Origin of the sequence: Corynebacterium gottingense (genome assembly GCF_007559235.1) — a bacterium.
Lineage (GTDB): Bacteria > Actinomycetota > Actinomycetes > Mycobacteriales > Mycobacteriaceae > Corynebacterium > Corynebacterium gottingense.
The window spans coordinates 1-17,453 of sequence record NZ_VMHH01000014.1 but is presented as its reverse complement, the minus strand read 5'-3'; the positions used below and the strand labels follow the sequence as shown (position 1 = coordinate 17,453).

General features: G+C 65.5%; 17 protein-coding genes. 8 read left to right on the top strand and 9 right to left on the bottom strand.

The features are described 5' to 3' along the window. Window positions 1–3: 3 nt before the first annotated feature. Window positions 4–807: a TrmH family RNA methyltransferase gene (locus FPH17_RS11135; RefSeq protein WP_144718508.1), complete on the top strand. Its 804-nt coding sequence runs from the start codon at window positions 4–6 to the stop codon at window positions 805–807. On the opposite strand, the gene FPH17_RS11130 is transcribed toward FPH17_RS11135, so the two are convergent. The 3 genes from FPH17_RS11130 to serC form a co-directional block, all read right to left on the bottom strand. Then, the gene (locus tag FPH17_RS11130; RefSeq protein ID WP_154880605.1) at window positions 804–1,658 is read right to left on the bottom strand and encodes a DUF6928 family protein; all 855 of its coding nucleotides are present in this window, start codon (window positions 1,656–1,658) and stop codon (window positions 804–806) included. The two genes, FPH17_RS11135 and FPH17_RS11130, sit on opposite strands and share 4 nt — an antisense overlap. Window positions 1,659–1,718: 60 nt before the next feature. After that, complete coding sequence (sepH, locus tag FPH17_RS11125) at window positions 1,719–2,789, bottom strand: septation protein SepH (protein ID WP_154880603.1); 1,071 nt, start codon at window positions 2,787–2,789, stop codon at window positions 1,719–1,721. A 97-nt stretch (window positions 2,790–2,886) separates the two neighbouring features. Then, the gene (serC, locus tag FPH17_RS11120) at window positions 2,887–4,023 is read right to left on the bottom strand and encodes a phosphoserine transaminase (RefSeq protein WP_154880601.1); all 1,137 of its coding nucleotides are present in this window, start codon (window positions 4,021–4,023) and stop codon (window positions 2,887–2,889) included. Window positions 4,024–4,242: 219 nt separating this feature from the next. On the opposite strand from serC, the gene FPH17_RS11115 reads away from it, so the two are divergent. The 5 genes from FPH17_RS11115 to FPH17_RS11095 all read left to right on the top strand — a co-directional run bounded on the left by FPH17_RS11115 (window position 4,243) and on the right by FPH17_RS11095 (window position 9,213). Next, on the top strand, window positions 4,243–5,556 hold the full coding sequence (locus FPH17_RS11115; protein WP_144718549.1) for a citrate synthase: 1,314 nt from the start codon (window positions 4,243–4,245) through the stop codon (window positions 5,554–5,556). 122 nt (window positions 5,557–5,678) lie between these two features. Beyond that, window positions 5,679–6,038: an FKBP-type peptidyl-prolyl cis-trans isomerase gene (locus FPH17_RS11110; protein WP_095277137.1), complete on the top strand. Its 360-nt coding sequence runs from the start codon at window positions 5,679–5,681 to the stop codon at window positions 6,036–6,038. Between the two features lie 13 nt (window positions 6,039–6,051). Then, window positions 6,052–6,888 carry an aldo/keto reductase gene (locus FPH17_RS11105; protein ID WP_154880599.1) on the top strand — a complete coding sequence of 279 codons (837 nt, stop codon included), beginning with the start codon at window positions 6,052–6,054 and terminating at the stop codon, window positions 6,886–6,888. Window positions 6,889–7,281: 393 nt separating this feature from the next. Continuing rightward, window positions 7,282–7,560, top strand: a complete 279-nt coding sequence (locus tag FPH17_RS11100) for a DUF485 domain-containing protein (RefSeq protein WP_154880634.1) — start codon at window positions 7,282–7,284, stop codon at window positions 7,558–7,560. Between the two features lie 3 nt (window positions 7,561–7,563). After that, a complete protein-coding gene (locus FPH17_RS11095) occupies window positions 7,564–9,213 on the top strand; it encodes a monocarboxylic acid transporter (protein ID WP_154880597.1) in 1,650 nt (549 codons plus the stop codon). 67 nt (window positions 9,214–9,280) lie between these two features. Here FPH17_RS11095 and FPH17_RS11090 read toward each other — a convergent pair whose 3' ends face one another. From FPH17_RS11090 to FPH17_RS11060, 6 genes are all read right to left on the bottom strand, one after another. Further along, window positions 9,281–10,144, bottom strand: coding sequence for a polysaccharide deacetylase family protein (locus FPH17_RS11090; RefSeq protein WP_244288109.1), 864 nt, complete (start codon window positions 10,142–10,144; stop codon window positions 9,281–9,283). 10 nt (window positions 10,145–10,154) lie between these two features. Then, complete coding sequence (locus FPH17_RS11080; RefSeq protein WP_154880595.1) at window positions 10,155–10,952, bottom strand: YhfC family glutamic-type intramembrane protease; 798 nt, start codon at window positions 10,950–10,952, stop codon at window positions 10,155–10,157. 40 nt (window positions 10,953–10,992) lie between these two features. Beyond that, window positions 10,993–11,694, bottom strand: a complete 702-nt coding sequence (trhA, locus tag FPH17_RS11075; RefSeq protein ID WP_154880593.1) for a PAQR family membrane homeostasis protein TrhA — start codon at window positions 11,692–11,694, stop codon at window positions 10,993–10,995. Window positions 11,695–11,760: 66 nt separating this feature from the next. Next, the gene (locus tag FPH17_RS11070) at window positions 11,761–12,576 is read right to left on the bottom strand and encodes a DUF1906 domain-containing protein (protein WP_154880591.1); all 816 of its coding nucleotides are present in this window, start codon (window positions 12,574–12,576) and stop codon (window positions 11,761–11,763) included. Between the two features lie 19 nt (window positions 12,577–12,595). After that, on the bottom strand, window positions 12,596–13,762 hold the full coding sequence (locus FPH17_RS11065) for a YibE/F family protein (protein WP_154880589.1): 1,167 nt from the start codon (window positions 13,760–13,762) through the stop codon (window positions 12,596–12,598). Between the two features lie 50 nt (window positions 13,763–13,812). Next, window positions 13,813–14,265 carry an FGGY-family carbohydrate kinase gene (locus tag FPH17_RS11060; RefSeq protein ID WP_154880587.1) on the bottom strand — a complete coding sequence of 151 codons (453 nt, stop codon included), beginning with the start codon at window positions 14,263–14,265 and terminating at the stop codon, window positions 13,813–13,815. A 440-nt stretch (window positions 14,266–14,705) separates the two neighbouring features. Between FPH17_RS11060 and FPH17_RS11055 the strand changes: the two genes are divergently transcribed. Both FPH17_RS11055 and FPH17_RS11050 read left to right on the top strand, forming a co-directional pair. Continuing rightward, window positions 14,706–15,320: a DUF3558 family protein gene (locus tag FPH17_RS11055; protein WP_154880585.1), complete on the top strand. Its 615-nt coding sequence runs from the start codon at window positions 14,706–14,708 to the stop codon at window positions 15,318–15,320. Window positions 15,321–15,519: 199 nt separating this feature from the next. Further along, a complete protein-coding gene (locus FPH17_RS11050; RefSeq protein ID WP_154880583.1) occupies window positions 15,520–17,160 on the top strand; it encodes a hypothetical protein in 1,641 nt (546 codons plus the stop codon). The last annotated feature ends 293 nt before the right edge of the window (window positions 17,161–17,453 follow it).

Genomic DNA, 17,453 nt, shown 5'->3' with positions numbered 1-17,453 from the left:
ATCATGCTTATCGACGACCCCCAGGACCCCCGCCTCGACGACATCCGCGACCTCAAACACTCCGATAAGGAGAAGGGGCTGGTCTTCGCCGAGGGCCCGCTCGTCGCGGGCCGTCTCGTGGAGTCCCGCTTCCCGGTCCGCGCCATCTACGGCTTTGGCGGCCGGCTCGAATCCTTCCTCCAGGACTACGGCGAGGAGCTCGAGCGCCGCCGGATCCCGGTCTACGAGATCACCCGGAAGCTCATGGGCGAGGTCGCCGGCTACGACATGCACCGCGGCCTGCTCGCCTCCGCGGACAAGGCGCCCGAGCGCAGCGTCGCCGAGGTCCTCGACGGCGCGCGCACGCTCGTCATCCTGGAGGGCGTGGGCGACCACGAAAACATCGGCTCGATCTTCCGCAACGCGGCGGGCATGGGCGTGGACGGCGTCCTGTTCGGCGCGGCGACCGCCGACCCGCTGTATCGCCGCAGCGTTCGCGTCTCCATGGGCCACGTCCTGCGCACCCCGTTTGCGCACCTCGAGGGCACGACCACGACCTGGCAGCGTTCCCTGCAGGAGCTCAAGGACGACGGATGGTGGCTCGTTTCGCTCACGCCGGCCGACGACGCGGTGCTGCTGCGCGAGGCCGTGGAAGGGCACGACAAGATCGCCTTCCTCGTCGGCGGGGAGGGCCCGGGCCTGACGCGCCACGCCATGGCCGCGACCGACGTGCGCGCAAAGATCCCCATGGCGCCGGGAACCGACTCGCTGAACGTGGCGACGTCAGCCGCGATTGCGTTCTACGAGGCGCAGCGCTCCCGGTCCTAGCGGTCCGAGTGCCGGATGCGGTCCTGGATCTGCGCCGCCAGTCGCTTGAGGCGGCGCGAGAGGCCGCGGCCGATGCGCTTGGTGGCGGCGAGGGAGGCGTCGGCAAGCTGCGCAAACTCGTGCCCGTCCTCATCCGGGGCTTCGACCTCGTAGTCGTCGTAGTCCTTCTCCGTATCTGCGAAGCGGGCGGCGACCTCATTGACCGACTTGGTCCGCGGCTTCGCCGGGCCGATCTTCGGCTCCGGGCGGCCGTCGATGGCGTAGCCCACCACGTGCACGTCCGGCCCCTCCGGGCTGACGGGGACACCCAGCCAGGCCTCCTGCGCCGCATCGGTAAGGTCCGACGGCTCGAAGGGAAGCGTGATCCCGCCCAGCTGCTCCGCCTTCTCGCCCGCCCAGTAGGGGGCCTCGAACGGGTCGGGCAGGCCGACGTCCTCGAGCACTACCTCGCGGGTCGCGGCCAGCGCGCGGCGCACCTGCGTGCCCGTGTAGTGGGCAAATCCGGCGTAGTCCGAGTCCATGCCCTGCGCGAACACGTAGGTGTCCGTGGCGGGCAGCGCCTCGCGGAGGTGGGCGATGACCTCGGAGGCGTCGGTCACGGTGTCCATCGATTCCACGAAGGTCTGCACCACGGCGACGCCCGGGTAGCCCGCGATGTAGAACTCGGCCGGCCCCGGGGTAGAGGAGCGGTTGAGGGGGAACTCGCCGATCGGGGTGATCGGCCAGGCGGGGTTGATCTGGCTGAGCAGCTTGCGGCCGAAACCGCGGTCGGCCTTCGGCTCGGAGCGCAGCACGGCAGCGGGGTCATCAGTGCTGACAAACCACACGGTCACAGTGGCAGGGTATGACATGTCACTTAGTGTAAAGAATGTGGCGTCCGCTGCGCGGCCTTTGCTCGGCGTGTTCGCCCGCTACTTCTTTGGGCGCTTGGTATTTGTACGGACCCCGAGCAGGACGTCTTCCCAGTGCGGGGTCACTGCCTTGCGGCGCCGCTTCTGCGGGGCCTGGCTCTCCGGATGCTGCAGGAAATCGCCCTCGGTCACTGTGGACTCTGTTGGCGAAGTGGGTGCAGTGGGATCGGCCGGCGCGCCGGTTTCGCCGTCGGCCTCGTTGGCTTCTGGCGTGTTGCGCTCTTCCGGTGCTTCGCCGTCATCCGCGCTCACTGCGCTCACTGCGGTGAGCGAGCGCACCGGCTGCACAAAGTTGGGGTCCGTGAGATCCGCCGCGACGCCGTTGCGCGCCTCGGTCGACGCGGTCGCGCCCATCGAGCGCTGCAGCGTCCACTGCGCCTCGTTCTCTGTCAGGCCGGCGCGCCAGCGCAGGTGCACGACCCACGCGTCACCCGGCTGGCGGGTGGCGTCCCACTCCGCCTCGCTCAGCGAGTGCCCGCGGGCGGCGAACGCGGTGGCCAGGATTTCAAACAGGGAGAGCTTCGCGGGGCCGTCGTCGCGGACCGGGTGCGATTGCTTGGCGGCCTCCGCGATCTGCGCGCGCTCCAGCATGACGGGGTGCGCGTAGGGGTCGACGCGGGTTTCCGCCACGCCCATCTCCTGCGCCAGCTCGGCGGCCGTCGCGCCGGCGCGGATGCGCGCCTGGATTTCCTTCGGCGGGAGGGAAAGGGGGGTGGACAGGAGCGGGTCCGGCTCCGGCAGGGGGCGCTGCTTGGCCATCTGGCTCAGGGCGCTGTACTCCGGGGTGTCGTCGGGCACGGAGGGGTCAGAGGGCACTGAGGGCTCAGAGGGCTCTGGCGCCTCCTGTGGCTCCGGTGTTTCAGCGGGCGCGTCCTCGGTCTCAGTCGGCGCCGGGTGGAGCGGGTGGATGGTGCTGCCGGACGCGGGTGCGCCAGCGTCGGGGGCATTGTGGGCCGCACTGTAGACGCTGTCAAACTCGGAGCGGGCGATTTGGAAGCTCACGCCGTCTGCGTCACGAAGCACAAAAAACTTCGCCGTCGATTCATCTGCCATCAGGTGCAGCTCGCGCATGGATCTCCCTTCGCCCGGTCAGTTCACCCCAGCCTAGCGCACCTCGCCGGGGCGCCGCGGTAGACACGGGGCGTTTGTGCTGGCCCTCGGGTTGTCGTTACTTTTGGCCGACGCCCTGGCCGAGCAGCCAATCGATCGCCTGAGTGAGCGTGCGCACGTCCTGCGACTCAATTGCCGGGAACATACCGATGCGCAGCTGGTTCCGGCCCAGCTTGCGGTAGGGCTCGGTGTCCAGGATGCCGTTGGCGCGCAGCGCCTTGGCCAGCTCGGCGGCGTCGACGCGCTCGTCAACGTCAATCGTGCCCACCACGAGGGAGCGCTGCGCGGGGTCCTGGACAAATGGGGCGGCCAACTCATGCGCGTCGGCCCAGCTGTAGAGCGCTTGCGCATTTGCGGAGGTGCGCTCGACCATGCCGTCTAGGCCGCCGTTCGCGTTCATCCACGACACCTGCTCCGCCAGCATGAGCAGCGTCGCGACGGCGGGGGTGTTGTAGGTCTGGTTCTTGCGTGAGTTGTCCACTGCGGTCTGCAGGTCCAGGAATGCGGGAATGAAGCGGTCGGACGCTTTGACCTCGGCGATGCGGTCGAGGGCGGCGGGGCTCATCGCCGCCAGCCACAGGCCGCCGTCGGAGGCGAAGCACTTCTGCGGGGAGAAGTAGTAGATGTCCGCGTCCTGCATGGAAACGGGGAGTCCGCCGGCGCCCGAGGTGGCGTCGATAAGCACGAGCGCGTCGGTGTCGGGGCGGGTGACGGGCACCATGGCGCCTGTCGACGTCTCGTTGTGGGCCCAGGCGACGACGTCGGCGTCCTCGCTGTCGAGGCCGTTGAACTCGGCGGGGCTCGGGGCCGATCCGGGGTCGGCCTGAACGAGCCGCGGCTCGTCGAGCCAGGGCGCCTTCGCGGCGGCTTTGGCAAACTTGGAGGAGAACTCGCCGAAGGTCAGGTGTGCGGACCGCTGCTTGATCACGCCGAAGGTTGCGGCATCCCAGAAGGCGGTGGCGCCGCCGAGAGAAAGGACGACCTCGTAGCCGTCCGGCAGGTCGAAGAGCGCGGCGAGCCCCTCGCGGACCTCGCCCACCAGGTTCTTCACCGCCGGCTGGCGGTGGGAGGTGCCGATCACGTCTGCGCCGCGGGCGATCGCTTCGAGCTGGGCCGGGCGGACCTTGGAGGGACCGCACCCGAAGCGGCCGTCGGCGGGGATCAGGTTGGAGGGGAGGGTGGGGTAGGTGCTCATGTGGCGTCTTTCCTCGTTGGGAGCCGGGAAACTTGCAGTGCAATGCATAATATAATGCATGACAAAACGGGGGTGGAACAGTTTAGTTTCACAGATTCTGGCGATTGCCGGTGTGGGCTGTGTGGCGGACGGGCTGCTCACGGCTACTTGTCATGCGGATCACAAACTCTGCTAGGATGGCGGAGGTAATTCTTCGGCTTGCGCCGAACAACGCGATCAATCGTGGAAAGGCACACTGTGGCTACTGAGAACAACGAGAAGGCGGTACTCCACTACCCGGGTGGCGAGTACGAGATGGACATCATGAAGGCTTCTGAGGGTAACGACGGCGTTGTCCTTGGCAAGATGCTCAGCGAGACCGGCCTGGTGACCTTCGACCCGGGCTACGTTTCCACAGGTTCCACCGAGTCCAAGATCACCTACATTGACGGTGACGCTGGCATTCTTCGCTACCGTGGTTACGACATTGCGGACCTGGCCAACAACGCCAGCTTCAACGAGGTCTCCTACCTGCTGATCCGCGGCGAGCTGCCGACCACGGATGAGCTGGAGAAGTTCAACACCGAGATTCGCCACCACACGCTGCTGGATGAGGACTTTAAGGCGGCGTTCAACGTCTTCCCGCGCAACGCGCACCCGATGGCAGTGCTGGCTTCCTCGGTGAACATTCTCTCCGCGTACTACCAGGACCAGCTCGACCCGTTGGACGAGGAACAGCTGGACAAGGCCACCGTGCGCCTGATGGCAAAGGTGCCGATGCTGGCTGCGTACGCTTACCGCGCATCGCAGGGTAAGCCGTACATGTACCCGGATAACTCACTCAACGCGCGCGAGAACTTCCTGCGCATGATGTTTGGTTACCCGACCGAGCCGTACGAGGTCGACCCGGTCCTGGTCAAGGCGCTGGACAAGCTGCTGATCCTGCACGCTGACCACGAGCAGAACTGCTCCACCTCCACCGTCCGCATGATCGGCTCTGCGCAGGCGAACATGTTCGTCTCCATCGCCGGCGGTATCAACGCGCTGGCTGGCCCGCTGCACGGCGGCGCAAACCAGGCCGTGCTGGAGATGCTCGAGGACATCAAGACGAACCACGACGGCGACGCCACCGACTTCATGAACCGCGTGAAGAACAAGGAAAAGGGCGTCCGCCTGATGGGCTTCGGCCACCGCGTGTACAAGAACTACGACCCGCGCGCCGCGATCGTCAAGGAGACCGCGCACGAGGTGCTCGAACACCTGGGCGGCGACGAGCTGCTTGACCTGGCGATGAAGCTCGAGGAGATCGCCCTGAAGGACGATTACTTCGTCTCCCGCAAGCTCTACCCGAACGTGGACTTCTACACCGGCCTGATCTACCGTGCGATGGGCTTCCCGACCGACTTCTTCACGGTCCTCTTCGCCATCGGCCGCCTCCCGGGCTGGATCGCGCAGTACCGCGAGCAGCTGGAGATGAACACCAAGATCAACCGCCCGCGCCAGATCTACACCGGCTACCAGCAGCGCGACTTCATCCCGCGCGACCAGCGATAGGAAAAACGCAGGTAGCAGGCGCGGATAACCGTCGAGAATGAGATTTCCCTTATACTTCGGGGAAAACCGTTCTCGGCGGTTTCGCATTTTCACGATTGTTTCTTCAAGGAGAATTCACATACATGGAAAAGCCGACCATCACTGTTCCGAACGAGCCGGCGCCGAAAGACCTGGTCATCAATGACCTCGTTGTCGGTGACGGCGCTGAAGCGGTGCCAGGCGGCTACGTCAAGGTGCACTACCTCGGCGTGTTCTACGAGTCTGGCGAGGAGTTCGACTCCTCGTGGGACCGCGGCAGCGTGGCAGAGTTCTGGCTCAGCGGCCTGATTGAAGGCTGGCAGGAGGGCATCCCCGGCATGAAGGTCGGCGGCCGCCGCGAGCTGATCGTCCCGCCGGAGAAGGGCTACGGTCCTGCGGGTGCCCCCAGCCCGCTCGCTGGGCGTACTCTCGTCTTTGTTATCGACTTGATCGACGTCCGCTAAGAGAGGACCACGCATGCGCATCCCAGTCACCACGCTCAACGACGGCTACGACTTCCCCCTCCTCGGCCTGGGCACCTACAAGCTTTCCGACGAGGACGTGAACAAGGTCATCCGCCGCGCCATCGAGCTCGGCTACCGTCACATCGACACCGCTTCCTTCTACGGCAACGAGGAGGCCGTGGGCAAGGCGCTCAACGACGCCATCTCGGCCGGTGATGTCACCCGCGAGGACCTGTTCGTGACCACCAAGCTGTGGAACGACGACCAGGACCGCGTCGCGGCCGCCTACCAGGAGTCGCTCAAGCGTCTGGACCTCGAGTTCATCGACCTCTACCTGGTCCACTGGCCGTGGCCGCAGAAGGGGCTCTACGTGCCGGCCTTTGAGGAGCTGGTGCACCTCCAGGGGATGGGCCAGCTGCAGTCCGTTGGCGTGGCCAACTTCTACCCGGAGGTCCTGGACGAGATCGCCAAGGCCACCGGTGTTACGCCGGTGCTCAACCAGGTCGAGCTGCACGCCGGGTTCACTCAGCCGGAGCTGCGCGAGTATCACACCAAGCACGGCATCGTCACCGAGGCGTGGGCCCCGCTGGCGCGCGGGAAGAACTTCGACGACCCCGCCATCGCCGGCGTTGCGGACAAGCATGGCGTGACGCCAGCCCAGGTCGTGCTGGCGTACCTGCTGCAGATGGGCGTGTCGGTCGTGCCGAAGACGGCGAACCCCGCGCGCTTGGAGGAAAACCTGGGCGCGCTGAGCGTCAAGCTTGATGACGCCGACGTGGCCGCCCTCGACGGCGTGCAAGGTGAGCGTATGTCCGGCGATCCGTTGACGTTCCCCGGAGACGTGGAGTAGCTGTCCACTCAGCGCACACGGCGCACACGGAGGGCCTACCCGATGACGGGTAGGCCCTTTTTGCTGCGCGTTTTGGCGGGGGAGGGGCGCTGTACGGGGGTAGTCGTATGATCATTGGTTTTTCCTGCTAAAAGCATGTTTTGGGGGTTGGATCACGTTGGTGAGAAAACGTTATCTGGTAATCACACATGGCCCGCGTGTGGGGTAGGTAACATCCAGAGTGTCGAGTTGAAGGTGGCACATCATGATGCTGCAAGCCGTGCTGGTCCGCCTCTGCAGACATTGCAAATAGAGCACTCGTGAACTTGTACAAGACAAGAAAGGATAGAAGCCGTGACTGGATCGACTTCCATCCCACAACGTCGGGAACCCACCCCTGACGAATTTGTGGCTATGCAGCGCAGTCCCGAATTCCAAGACCTCCGCAGGACGTTCCGCGGATTTACGTTCCCCGTATCGGTGGCGTTCTTCCTCTGGTTCCTCGTCTTCGTCGTCGTGGCGACGCTGATGCCGGAGGCAATGGCCACGCCCTTCCTCGGGCTTAACGTCGGGCTGTGGCTCGGCCTGGCACAATTCTTCACCACGTTCCTCATTACCTGGGTGTACGTGAAGTGGGCGAACAAGAACCTGGAGCCGCGCGCGGCTCACATCCGAGAAGTCATGGAGGGTTAACACATGCAGGAATACATCCTCGCGGCGCCAGAGGCGGAAGGCGCCGGCAACCCGCTGCTAAACATTGCGGTCTTTGCCATCTTCATCATGGTCACCCTCTTCGTGGTGACCCGCGCTGGTAAGACGACCAGCGAGTCCGCCGACTTCTACACTGGCGGTTCTTCCTTCAGCGGTACCCAGAACGGCCTGGCTATTGCGGGCGACTACCTGTCCGCCGCATCCTTCCTGGGCATTGTGGGCTCCATCGCGCTGAGCGGCTACGACGGCTTCCTGTACTCTATCGGCTTCTTCGTCGCGTGGCTCGTCGCCCTGCTGCTGGTGGCAGAGCCACTGCGCAACGTCGGCCGCTTCACCATGGCGGACGTCCTGTCCTTCCGCCTGCGCCAGAAGCCGGTGCGCGTCGCCGCGGCGTTTGGCACCCTATTCGTGTCGCTGTTCTACCTCATCGCCCAGATGGCGGGCGCGGGCTCGCTGGTTTCGGTCCTCCTGAACCTGCACAGCTACTCCGCCCAGGCGATTTGCGTGGGAATCGTCGGCGTGATCATGATCGTCTACGTCCTCGTCGGCGGTATGAAGGGTACCACCTACGTGCAGATGATTAAGGCCGTACTGCTCGTCGCCGGTGTTGCCGTGATGACGGTGCTGGTGTTTGTCAAGATCCGCGGCGGCATGAACACGCTCTTCGACGATGCGATCAGCGCCCACGCCGCCTCCGACTACCTGGCGTCGAAGGGCTACGAAGCCGAAGAGATTATGAAGCCGGGCCTGAAGTACGGCGCGACCCTGACCCAGCAGATTGACTTCATCTCGCTCGGCCTCACCCTGGTGCTCGGCACCGCGGGCCTGCCGCACGTGCTCATGCGCTTCTACACCGTGCCCACCGCGAAGGAAGCGCGCAAGTCCGTGACCTGGGCCATCGTGCTCATCGGCGTGTTCTACCTGTTCACCCTGGTGCTGGGCTACGCAGCCGCAGCCCTGGTCGGCCCGGACCGCATCCTCGCCGCTCCCGGCGGCGCGAACTCCGCGGCCCCGCTGCTGGCGTTCGAACTGGGTGGCTCCTTCTTCATGGCGCTGATCTCCGCAGTCGCCTTCGCAACGGTGCTCGCCGTGGTCTCCGGCCTGGCCATCACCGCCTCCGCGTCCATCGCGCACGATGTGTACGCCTCGGTGATCCGTGACGGCGAGGCCACCGAGGACGAGCAGGTCCGCGTCTCCCGCATCACCGTGGTGATCCTGGGCATCGTTTCGATCGTCCTGGGCATCCTGGCGATGTCCCAGAACGTGGCGTTCCTGGTCTCCCTGGCGTTCGCCATCGCGGCATCCGCAAACCTGCCGACCATCCTGTTCTCCCTGTACTGGAAGCGGTTCAACACCACCGGCGCGGTCGTGTCCATCTACACCGGCCTCATCTCCGCCCTGGTGCTGATCTTCCTGTCCCCGGCAGTCTCCGGCGCGGAGACCGCGATGTTCCCCAACGCTGACTGGGCCATCTTCCCGCTGTCCAGCCCGGGCATCGTGTCCATCCCGCTCGGCTTCCTCGCCGGCATCGTTGGCACCTTCATGGGCAAGCCGGACAACTTTGAGGAGAAGCAGGCGGAGATGGAAGTCCGCTCCCTGACCGGTGTGGGTGTGGAGGCTCCGGTCGACCACTAGCCACACAAAACACTCCATCCGCGTGCGACGCCGGCCTGACGTTGAAGTTGGGTCGGCGTTGGCGTCGTTAAGCGGGGGTGCCTTCGCCGAGCTGGATGAAACGGGCCTGGCCGTGGAGCTGCTCGATGGCCTGGCGCACCCCGGCGGCGGTACCCGACTGCGGGTGGTTCATGTGTATGAGGACGATCGCGCCGTCGGGAGCTTGGTGGATCTGTTGTGTGACCTGGGCGGGGGAGGCGGTGGCACCGAAATCACCGTTGGTGGCAAACCCGGCGATACGCGCGCCACTGTCGGCGAGGATACGCACCGCGACGTCGTCGTAGTGGGCGGTGGCGGCGCGGAACCAGGTTGAGTTGACCCCGAAGGAGCGCAGCGTCTCAGCGTTCTCGGCGACCTCCTGAATCGCCTCGGCGGGGCTCGCGGTGCCCGGGATGCCGTAGACGTGCTGGCCGTTCACGCTCAGCGGGAGGTGGCGGGCTCCGTGGTTTTCCAGCTGGAAGAGGGGGTCGTTGGCTAACTCGCGGGTGAGGTCCGGGTGCGCCTTGATCCACGGGCCGGCGAGGAACAGGGTGGCGGGGACGCGGAGCTCGCGCAGGGTATCCACGAGCGCGTGGTCCACCTCGCCACCGCACGCGTCGAAGGTGAGCGCGAGAGTGCGCAGCGGGGGCTGGGTGGGGAGAAAGTCCGTGATCCCCGGCAAGTGCATGCCAAACTGCGACGGCTGCGCGTCCGCGTAGGCGTCGGGGGAAGGGAAGCGCAGCGCAGCGGGCTGGCTCGTCTGCGTCTGGCTCGTCTGCGTCTGGCTCGGCTGCGTCTGGCTCGGCTGTGGAGAGCGCGAGGTCCGCTGGACGGGGCGCGTGCCTCGCTCCGCCTCGCAGGCGGCGAGCGCCAGGCCAGAGGCGATGGTTAGCAGCGCGGTACGTCGATTCACACGGGAGAGTTTAAGTGGTCAGCGGGGGTTCCGCTGGCTTCGTCTCGACGGCCTCGCGCGACAGCGGCCCCTTGAGCAGTGCCCACAGGAGGGCGAGCGTACTGACGGTCAGAGCGGAGTACATCGCCGCCGGTCCGAGCTGCATCATACCGACCGCGATCGAGTTGAACGCGATGTGGATGGCTACGGCGGCGAGCCACAGGACCCAGCGGTGCTCGCGAACCGCGCGCAGCACGAGCACGGACATGGCGACGTGGAGGGTGATGGCCAGGATGCGCTCGTAGAGGCTCATGCCTGCCAGCGCAGCCGTGATGTTGTGAACCGCGTCGATCTGTTGGTTGACCGCTTCGGTGGCCTCAGGGTTCTGCTGCGATTCGACGGCCTCCAGGATCTGGTCCGCGGCGAGGAGCAGGACAATATTGTTGATGCTCACAGACCCGATGGTGAGGAGTGCCTCGATCCCACCGTGGCCCAGGCCGAAGCCGACGCCGTCGCGCCAGGCGCGAGTGCGCTTGGCCCAGAAGCGCATGACCACCCAGCGGGTGGTCTCCTCGAACAGGCCGGAGGTGGCGATGAGGGTTAGCGTCGTGGCGATGAGGGCTGTGTGGGCGTCGAAAATAGCTCCCCACAGCAAGTTGACCGGGTAGATAAGCAGGAAGCGGAATACCTGCGAAAGGGGGAACGCGAGGACGCCCCATCCGAGCGCGGACCACGGGTAGCCGAGGAGCTTTTTGCCGACGAACCACGCGGCCAGGACGATGGCGACGATGCCGATGAGCTGCAGGCCCACGAGAACGATTGGGGTCATGGGGGAGAGGCTACCAACCCTTGGCCTGCAAAGGGGGGGCTCAGCCGGCCTGCACCACGACCATCCAGATCGCCACCAGGTGGCAGACGGCTGCGGCGATCGTCGCCGCGTGGAAGTGCTCGTGGTAGCCGTAGTAGCGGGCGGTGCGGCCGGGCCACTTGAAGCCGTAGATGAGCGCGCCGAGGGTGTAGACGATCCCGCCGGCGAGCAGTAGCCACACGACGGCCGGGCCCGCGGAGTGCCACAGCGTGGGGATCAGCGGGACGATGATCCAACCGAGCCCAACGTAGACCACTACGTCCAGCCAACGCGGGTGGTTGATCCAGACCAGGTTGAGGATTGCCCCGCCCACGCCTCCAAGCCACGCCACGGTGAGCATGATTGCTGCGGTGTTCGGCGCGAAGACGATGAGGCACAGCGGCGTGTACGTCGCGGCGATGAAGACGGAGATCGTCGCGTGATCCGCCCGCCGCCACCACTGCACGGCCTCCGTGGTCCGCCAGGGCACCAGGTGGTACGCGGAGGAGACGCCGAAGAGGAGCACGACGCCCGCGCCGTAGAGGGTGACGCCGAGCGCTTCGTGCCAGTGCAGTGTCATCCACGCAAACGTGATGAGCACCGCCGACGACAGCGCGGACAACGCCGCCGCAACGAGGTGGAACCACCCGCGGATGACGGGCCGCTCCCCGCGGTCAGCCACGATGTAAGAACGCTGAATCTGTCCTTCGCGCAACGCTGTCATGATTCTCCCGAGTGCTGGTGTACCTAGGACTCACCCTAGCGCGGTTTCGCCTATCGACGCCCCCGCCTACGGCAGGAAACGCCGCCAATCCACCTGCGACGAGAGCTGGCTCGAACCCTGGACCAGGGCGTTGATGTCAGGGACAGGCAGCGGGTTTGCGCGCCCCGGGGTCCACTGGCCCCAGTCGGAGGCGTACACGTTGTTGATGTCCACCTGTACTCCGCCGACCGTGCCGACGAATCCAGCCTTCTGGTGAATGTTGACGCTGGGGTGCAGTCGGCCGTTGGAGCCCCAGTCGTGCTGCCAGAAGAACGAACCGATGCGGTCCTCGACGCACCACTGGATCACGTTGTAGTTGCCGTACACGCCGGTGAGCAGCCCGGCCGCCTTCAGCGCGAGCTGGAATGCTTGCAGGTAGGGGCGGATCTGGTTGACGTACTGGTCGCGAGTGGGGTTGTCATCAATCGCGATGTAGACCGGCCGACCGTTCGGGCCGCCCGCGGCCTGGTGGAGGCGGATCGCCTGCGGGGCATGCTTAGCGACGCCAGCCGCCCCCTCCTTCCAATCAGCAGTCTCCGCCCGCCCGAACTGGTACACCGACGCGGTAGCTAGACCGTTGGCGGCGAAGTCCTGGGTCTCGCCGATGGTGACCGGCTTGCCTTTCATCCATTCCGCGCCGGGGCGGGGTTGGGAGACGTACCGGACCGCGCCCATGTGCCCGGCGGCCTTGACGGCTGCGCCGGACGGGACGCCCGCTGAGTAGTCGATCACGGTGCCGAGGATGCGGGACTGTGCGTGGGCTTGCACGGTGGAGCCAAGGGTTGCGCCGGCGACTGCGAGTGCGGTGGTTTGAAGGAGGCGGCGTCGATTGAAAGTAGTCACAACCGTGACTCTAGCAACATTACGGTGTGGGTTGGGGAGCGCGGATCGTCCATGCGGCAATCGCCGTGGTGATCGGCACCGCCAGGACTAATGCGATCGCGCCGATACTCGAGCGCATGATCTCGGTGGCCACCACGTCGGAGGTGAGCACCTGCGTGAGGGGACGATCGGCGACCTGGAGCAGCATCGACAGCGGGAGGGCAGCGCCCATGTATGCCAGCACCAGGGTATAGACCATCGAGGCGATGTGATCGTGGCCGACCTTCATTGCGGAGGCGAACACGGCGCGGGGCCGCGCATCGGGCGAAGTTTCGTACAGCTCCTGCACCGTCGAGGCCTGTGCAATGGTGACGTCGTTGAGCACGCCGACCGCGCCGATGATGAATCCGGCGAGCATGATCCCTGGCACTTGCACCTGGGGGAGGTACATGTGAATGAGGAGGTTGTTTTCGTCGGCAAGCCCGCGAAGCTGCGTCGTGTCGATGGCGAGGTGTGCCGCGAGCGCCGCAAGCCCCAGCGCCGTCAGGGTGCCGGCCAGGGCCGACGCGGACTTCCAATTCCTGCCGTGCACAACAAAAATGACAGGGAACAGCACCGCGGCACCCGTCACCAGGGAAAGCCCCACGGGGCTGTAGCCGAGCAGAAGCCCGGGGACTAGGAAGCCGAAGATGACAAGTAAGGTGCACAGCAGACCGAAGATTGCGCGCAAGCCGCGCCACGCCCCAACGGCAACCACCACCAGCAGCGTGAGCGCGAGCCACAGGCCGAGCGGCACCGAGCGGTCCATGTCGAGGAAAGAATACGAAGTCTTAGGGTTGTGGTGCACTGAGAGCACTACGCGGTCGCCGACCGAAAGCTCTGGGGTGCCCGGCTGCTGGGCAGCCTCGATGGTTGTGGTTCCCCCGGATTCGAGCTTGACGCGTAAGAAGTCGCACTCAGGGTGGTTTGGCGTTGCGACGCCACCACAGGGAGCCACCGAATGTTCAATGACGGTGGCCTTCACAGTTTCAGCCGTCGACGTCTGTGTCTGCTCAAACCCGGGCAGGACCTCCGGGTGCTTGCCGCCCGGCCACAGTAGTGCGAGCCCGGCTACGGTGACGACGCCCGCAATCGCGAGGAACGCTGCGAGCACGCCGCGCGCCGTGCGCAGCGGAGACGGTGAGGACTGGGTTGCGTGGCGTGCCAACGGAGCTCCCTTGTGAGATCAGTACTGGGACAATCAGACTGATTTTAAAGCTACTTCACGACAAGCGCGCGATGCGCCGCTTCGAAGCGGTCGCGGAGCTCCCTGAAGTACTCGCGGTGTGCATCGATGCTGCGGTGGCCTTGCCCGAACGGCGGGGTTGCCCGCCGCACCTCGGGGGCGACGACGTCCAGCGCGATGAGCACGGTGCCACGTAGAGTGGCGCGCTTCATCTCCAGGGGAACGACCTCGCAGCCGAGCGCATCTGCGAGCACCGACAGCCATGTCGGGTGGTCGGCCGTGACACGACCGGAGGCCACGACGCGCTCGGGGAGCGCGCCTGCCTCCTTGAGCTGCTCGTGGACGCGCAGATACGACATTGCGATGCCTTCAAACACACCCCCCCACAGGTCGGCTAGTGTGGTTGCCGCAGTGACGCCCAAGAGCTGCGCCTGCGCGGTGGCGGCCCAGCCCGTGGAACGCTCGCCGGTGAAGAACGGAAGCACTAACGGTTAGGTGATTGTGCGCGGTCGAAGTGTGATCTTGATTCTGCTGTTGTTGCTCGCTTTTGTCCGCTTGTACGGACGACCCAGCAAAAACGCTCCATGTCCTTATCCGCACTCGAACACACCAAACACCGCATGCACCGCACAGGAGACAACCATGGTGACCAACACCAGCTAGCCGCCTAACCCAACCCTGAACTTCAAACCGAGCCGAAAGTTAGACGGCTACACCACTCCACGGGACTTGACCGCGGGCAACCCCACGTCTTTGTAACCGGTGCGGTGGTTGTTGCCAGTTGGGCCTTGCGTAGGTCCGTTTTATGGAACATGTCACTCTGCGGCCGCAGAGCGCAACGCCGATCGCAACCGTTTTGCGTAGCGCACGTCACAGAAGTCGGCCATAATGGAGACGCCTGAAAGCAGATCAAAATGGGGGATTGATGGGGAAGAATAAGACGATTGTGATTGGCGCGGTACTGGTGGCGACGCTTCTCGCGGGGTGTGGCGATCACAACGCGGCGCTCGAGCAGCACGCCGAGGCTGAAGCAGCTTCAAGTCCGGGGACTACCGAGGTTCCGGCATTCCATTTCGAAAGTGGGACTCTCGAACTCGGGGACTTTGATCCGCAGACGCTTGGCGACGACCTCTTCGATCCTTGCACCGAGATCTCCGAAGAGGAATTTGCTGCGGCGGGGATTACGGGGGTGGATTATCTTGCCCCGGGGAATGCCGCGCAAAATGGTGTTGTCGGATGCACGATGGACGTTGATCTACCAGGTGCAAGGCGTGTAATCATCATGAACCCTACGGACGAATCCGGTCTTTCCCAGGATCCAGGACGGACATTGGTCCCCAATACATCAGATACCGTGCCGAAAGCCTTTAACCACTTTTCTGATTCATTGGGACCGAGAGAATGCTTCGCGCAAGTAGATACGGTCCGTGGAGGCCTAGTAGTAGCTGCATCGATTCTGAACAACCGACACCCTGACCTCGACTCTTGTGAGTATGCAATGTCCTCGTTGGAGTCAGTCTATGCTGCAGCAAATGCGTAAGACTCGAGGATGAGGTAGCGAAGATTCATGATTGTCCGTAGATTGAAGTTACCTGGCATCTAGCTAGGGTGATTTAAGGGGGGAAATTTTGGGGATCCGTATCAATTTAGACACTGAGCAGGTTTATTCAGCTGCGAGCAAACTTGCTGCGTTATCCATGCAAGTGACGGGGGAAACTCTCGCGTCAACCGTCTCGCCAATGGCCGCCTTCTCGCCGGTCTCCGGCTTGGACGGCGCGGGGCGGACGCACTCGCGGGTGTCGTCGACATCGGCGCCCGAGGCGAACCGCGTGCTGGGGGAGTGGCTGCAGACGATTGCAGACGTGCTCCGCGTGAGCACCGAGAACACGTCGCGGGCGGACAACTCCGTCGCGGGGATTCTTGGCTCGATCGGCGTGGTGGAGCGCTCCGGCGGCGCGGGGGCCGTGTCTGGGCTGATGACGCAGGCGATGTCGCACTATGACAACGCCAAGAACTTTTCTAATCCGCGGCCGACGGCTGGGGCGCAGGCGTCGTTACCCGTGCTCCATGGGCAGCTGATGACCACGCAGGTTGCGCAGGCCACCGCGGCGGCCGCGTTTTGGGGCCAGAACGCGGCGCTGATCCAGTCGGTGATTGCGCAGCTGCCTGGGGTCGCCGCGATGCTCGCTGATTCGGCGGATACTGAGTTTGTGGCGCGTGCCGTCGATAAGCTTGGCGACGTCGCCCGCGTCGGCCAAGAATACGTCGCCAGGTCCGTCGCGATGCAGGGGCACGCGGCGGGCCTCGCGCAGGTCGCGGGCGCGGAGCAGCTTATGGCACACGGCGCGATGTCCGTGTACGCGGGTCTGCCGGGCCCGTCGCGGCTCGCGTTTGAGCGCTCATACCTGGGCGTATTCCCGCCGCGGCTCACCGCGTCGCTGCAGCCAGTGGTCCCGGTCTTTGACCGTCTGCTGCCTGACCTCGGATCCATCCCGGGCAACGGGTTTGCGGTGCCGGACATGCCGGAGGCAGTATCTGCCGCATTCGAGGATTCGCCGTTGCCGCGCACGCTTCGCGACGCCTTCTCCGCCGCCGGCCTCTCCGCGCTCGGAAACGCAGCAACGCCAGCCCACGTCGTGGCTGAGTACGGGATGCCAAACCCGGAGGTCCTTGAGCAGGTGGCCGCGAAGGCGCCGGGCGGATCCGCAGCAACGCAGGCCGCCTCCGCGGGGCTCGGGCAGGTCGCCCCGCAGCCCGGCGGCGCTTTCGGCGGCGGCGCGCCCCTCGGCGGCGCCGCGATGCCCGGCCCGGCAGGCGCCGGTGCTGGAGCGGCCGCTGGCGCGTCCGGCGGGTTCGCGCCCAGCCAAACTATCGCCGCGGGCGGCGGTGCCGGCTCGGGCGCTGGTGGCGCAGCCGCCGGGCCGATGGGCGCTGGTGCACGAGGTCGCGGCGCAGGGCGCGTCGGCGGCGGTCGTCATGCGGCGCGCGAAGTCGGTGGCTCCGCGGCGTCGGCGGCGGGCGCCATTGGTGCCGGGGCGGCCGGTGCGGGCATCGGCGGCGCGCTGGGCGCAGGGGCCGGGATGGCGGGGCGCCCGCTGTCCGGAGTTGGCAACGGCATGCCTGGCGCGGGCGGGACTTCAGCACCCGGTCTCGCGCAGGGCGCAGCTGGCGGCGCCGGCGGTAACGCGGCGGGGAGCCGCGGCGGCGCGATGGCGGCCGGGCCCATGGGTGCGGCCCGCGGCGCCGACAAGAAAGGGAAGCCGAACGCCAAGGTGAAAGCGGTGACGAGCGCGGTTGAGCGCGACGGCAACCTGGAGGCGCTGCTCGGTGAGTCGCCGCTGGTCCTGCCGACGGTGATTGGCAGCAACGTCCGCGGGTAAAAAGCAACCCCCGTTGACCTATTTGTGCAGGTCAGCGGGGTGGGACATTCAGTAAACTCCCCAACCTTTGGCTCCGCCGCCGCTTACACGGCGGCTTACACGTTTTCCATCGCTTCCTTACTTGTCTCTTCTCCACATCTTCCGCTCCCGACGTACTGCATCTTGTACTGCCCTGTCGTCGCCGTTCTCTCCAATCAGAAGCAGCCTTACAGCACATCTCAGTATGCACTCAACACTCTAGCGAAGTGTCCAGTCTCTCATTAGCGATTACCTCGATACCGCGAACTGATGAA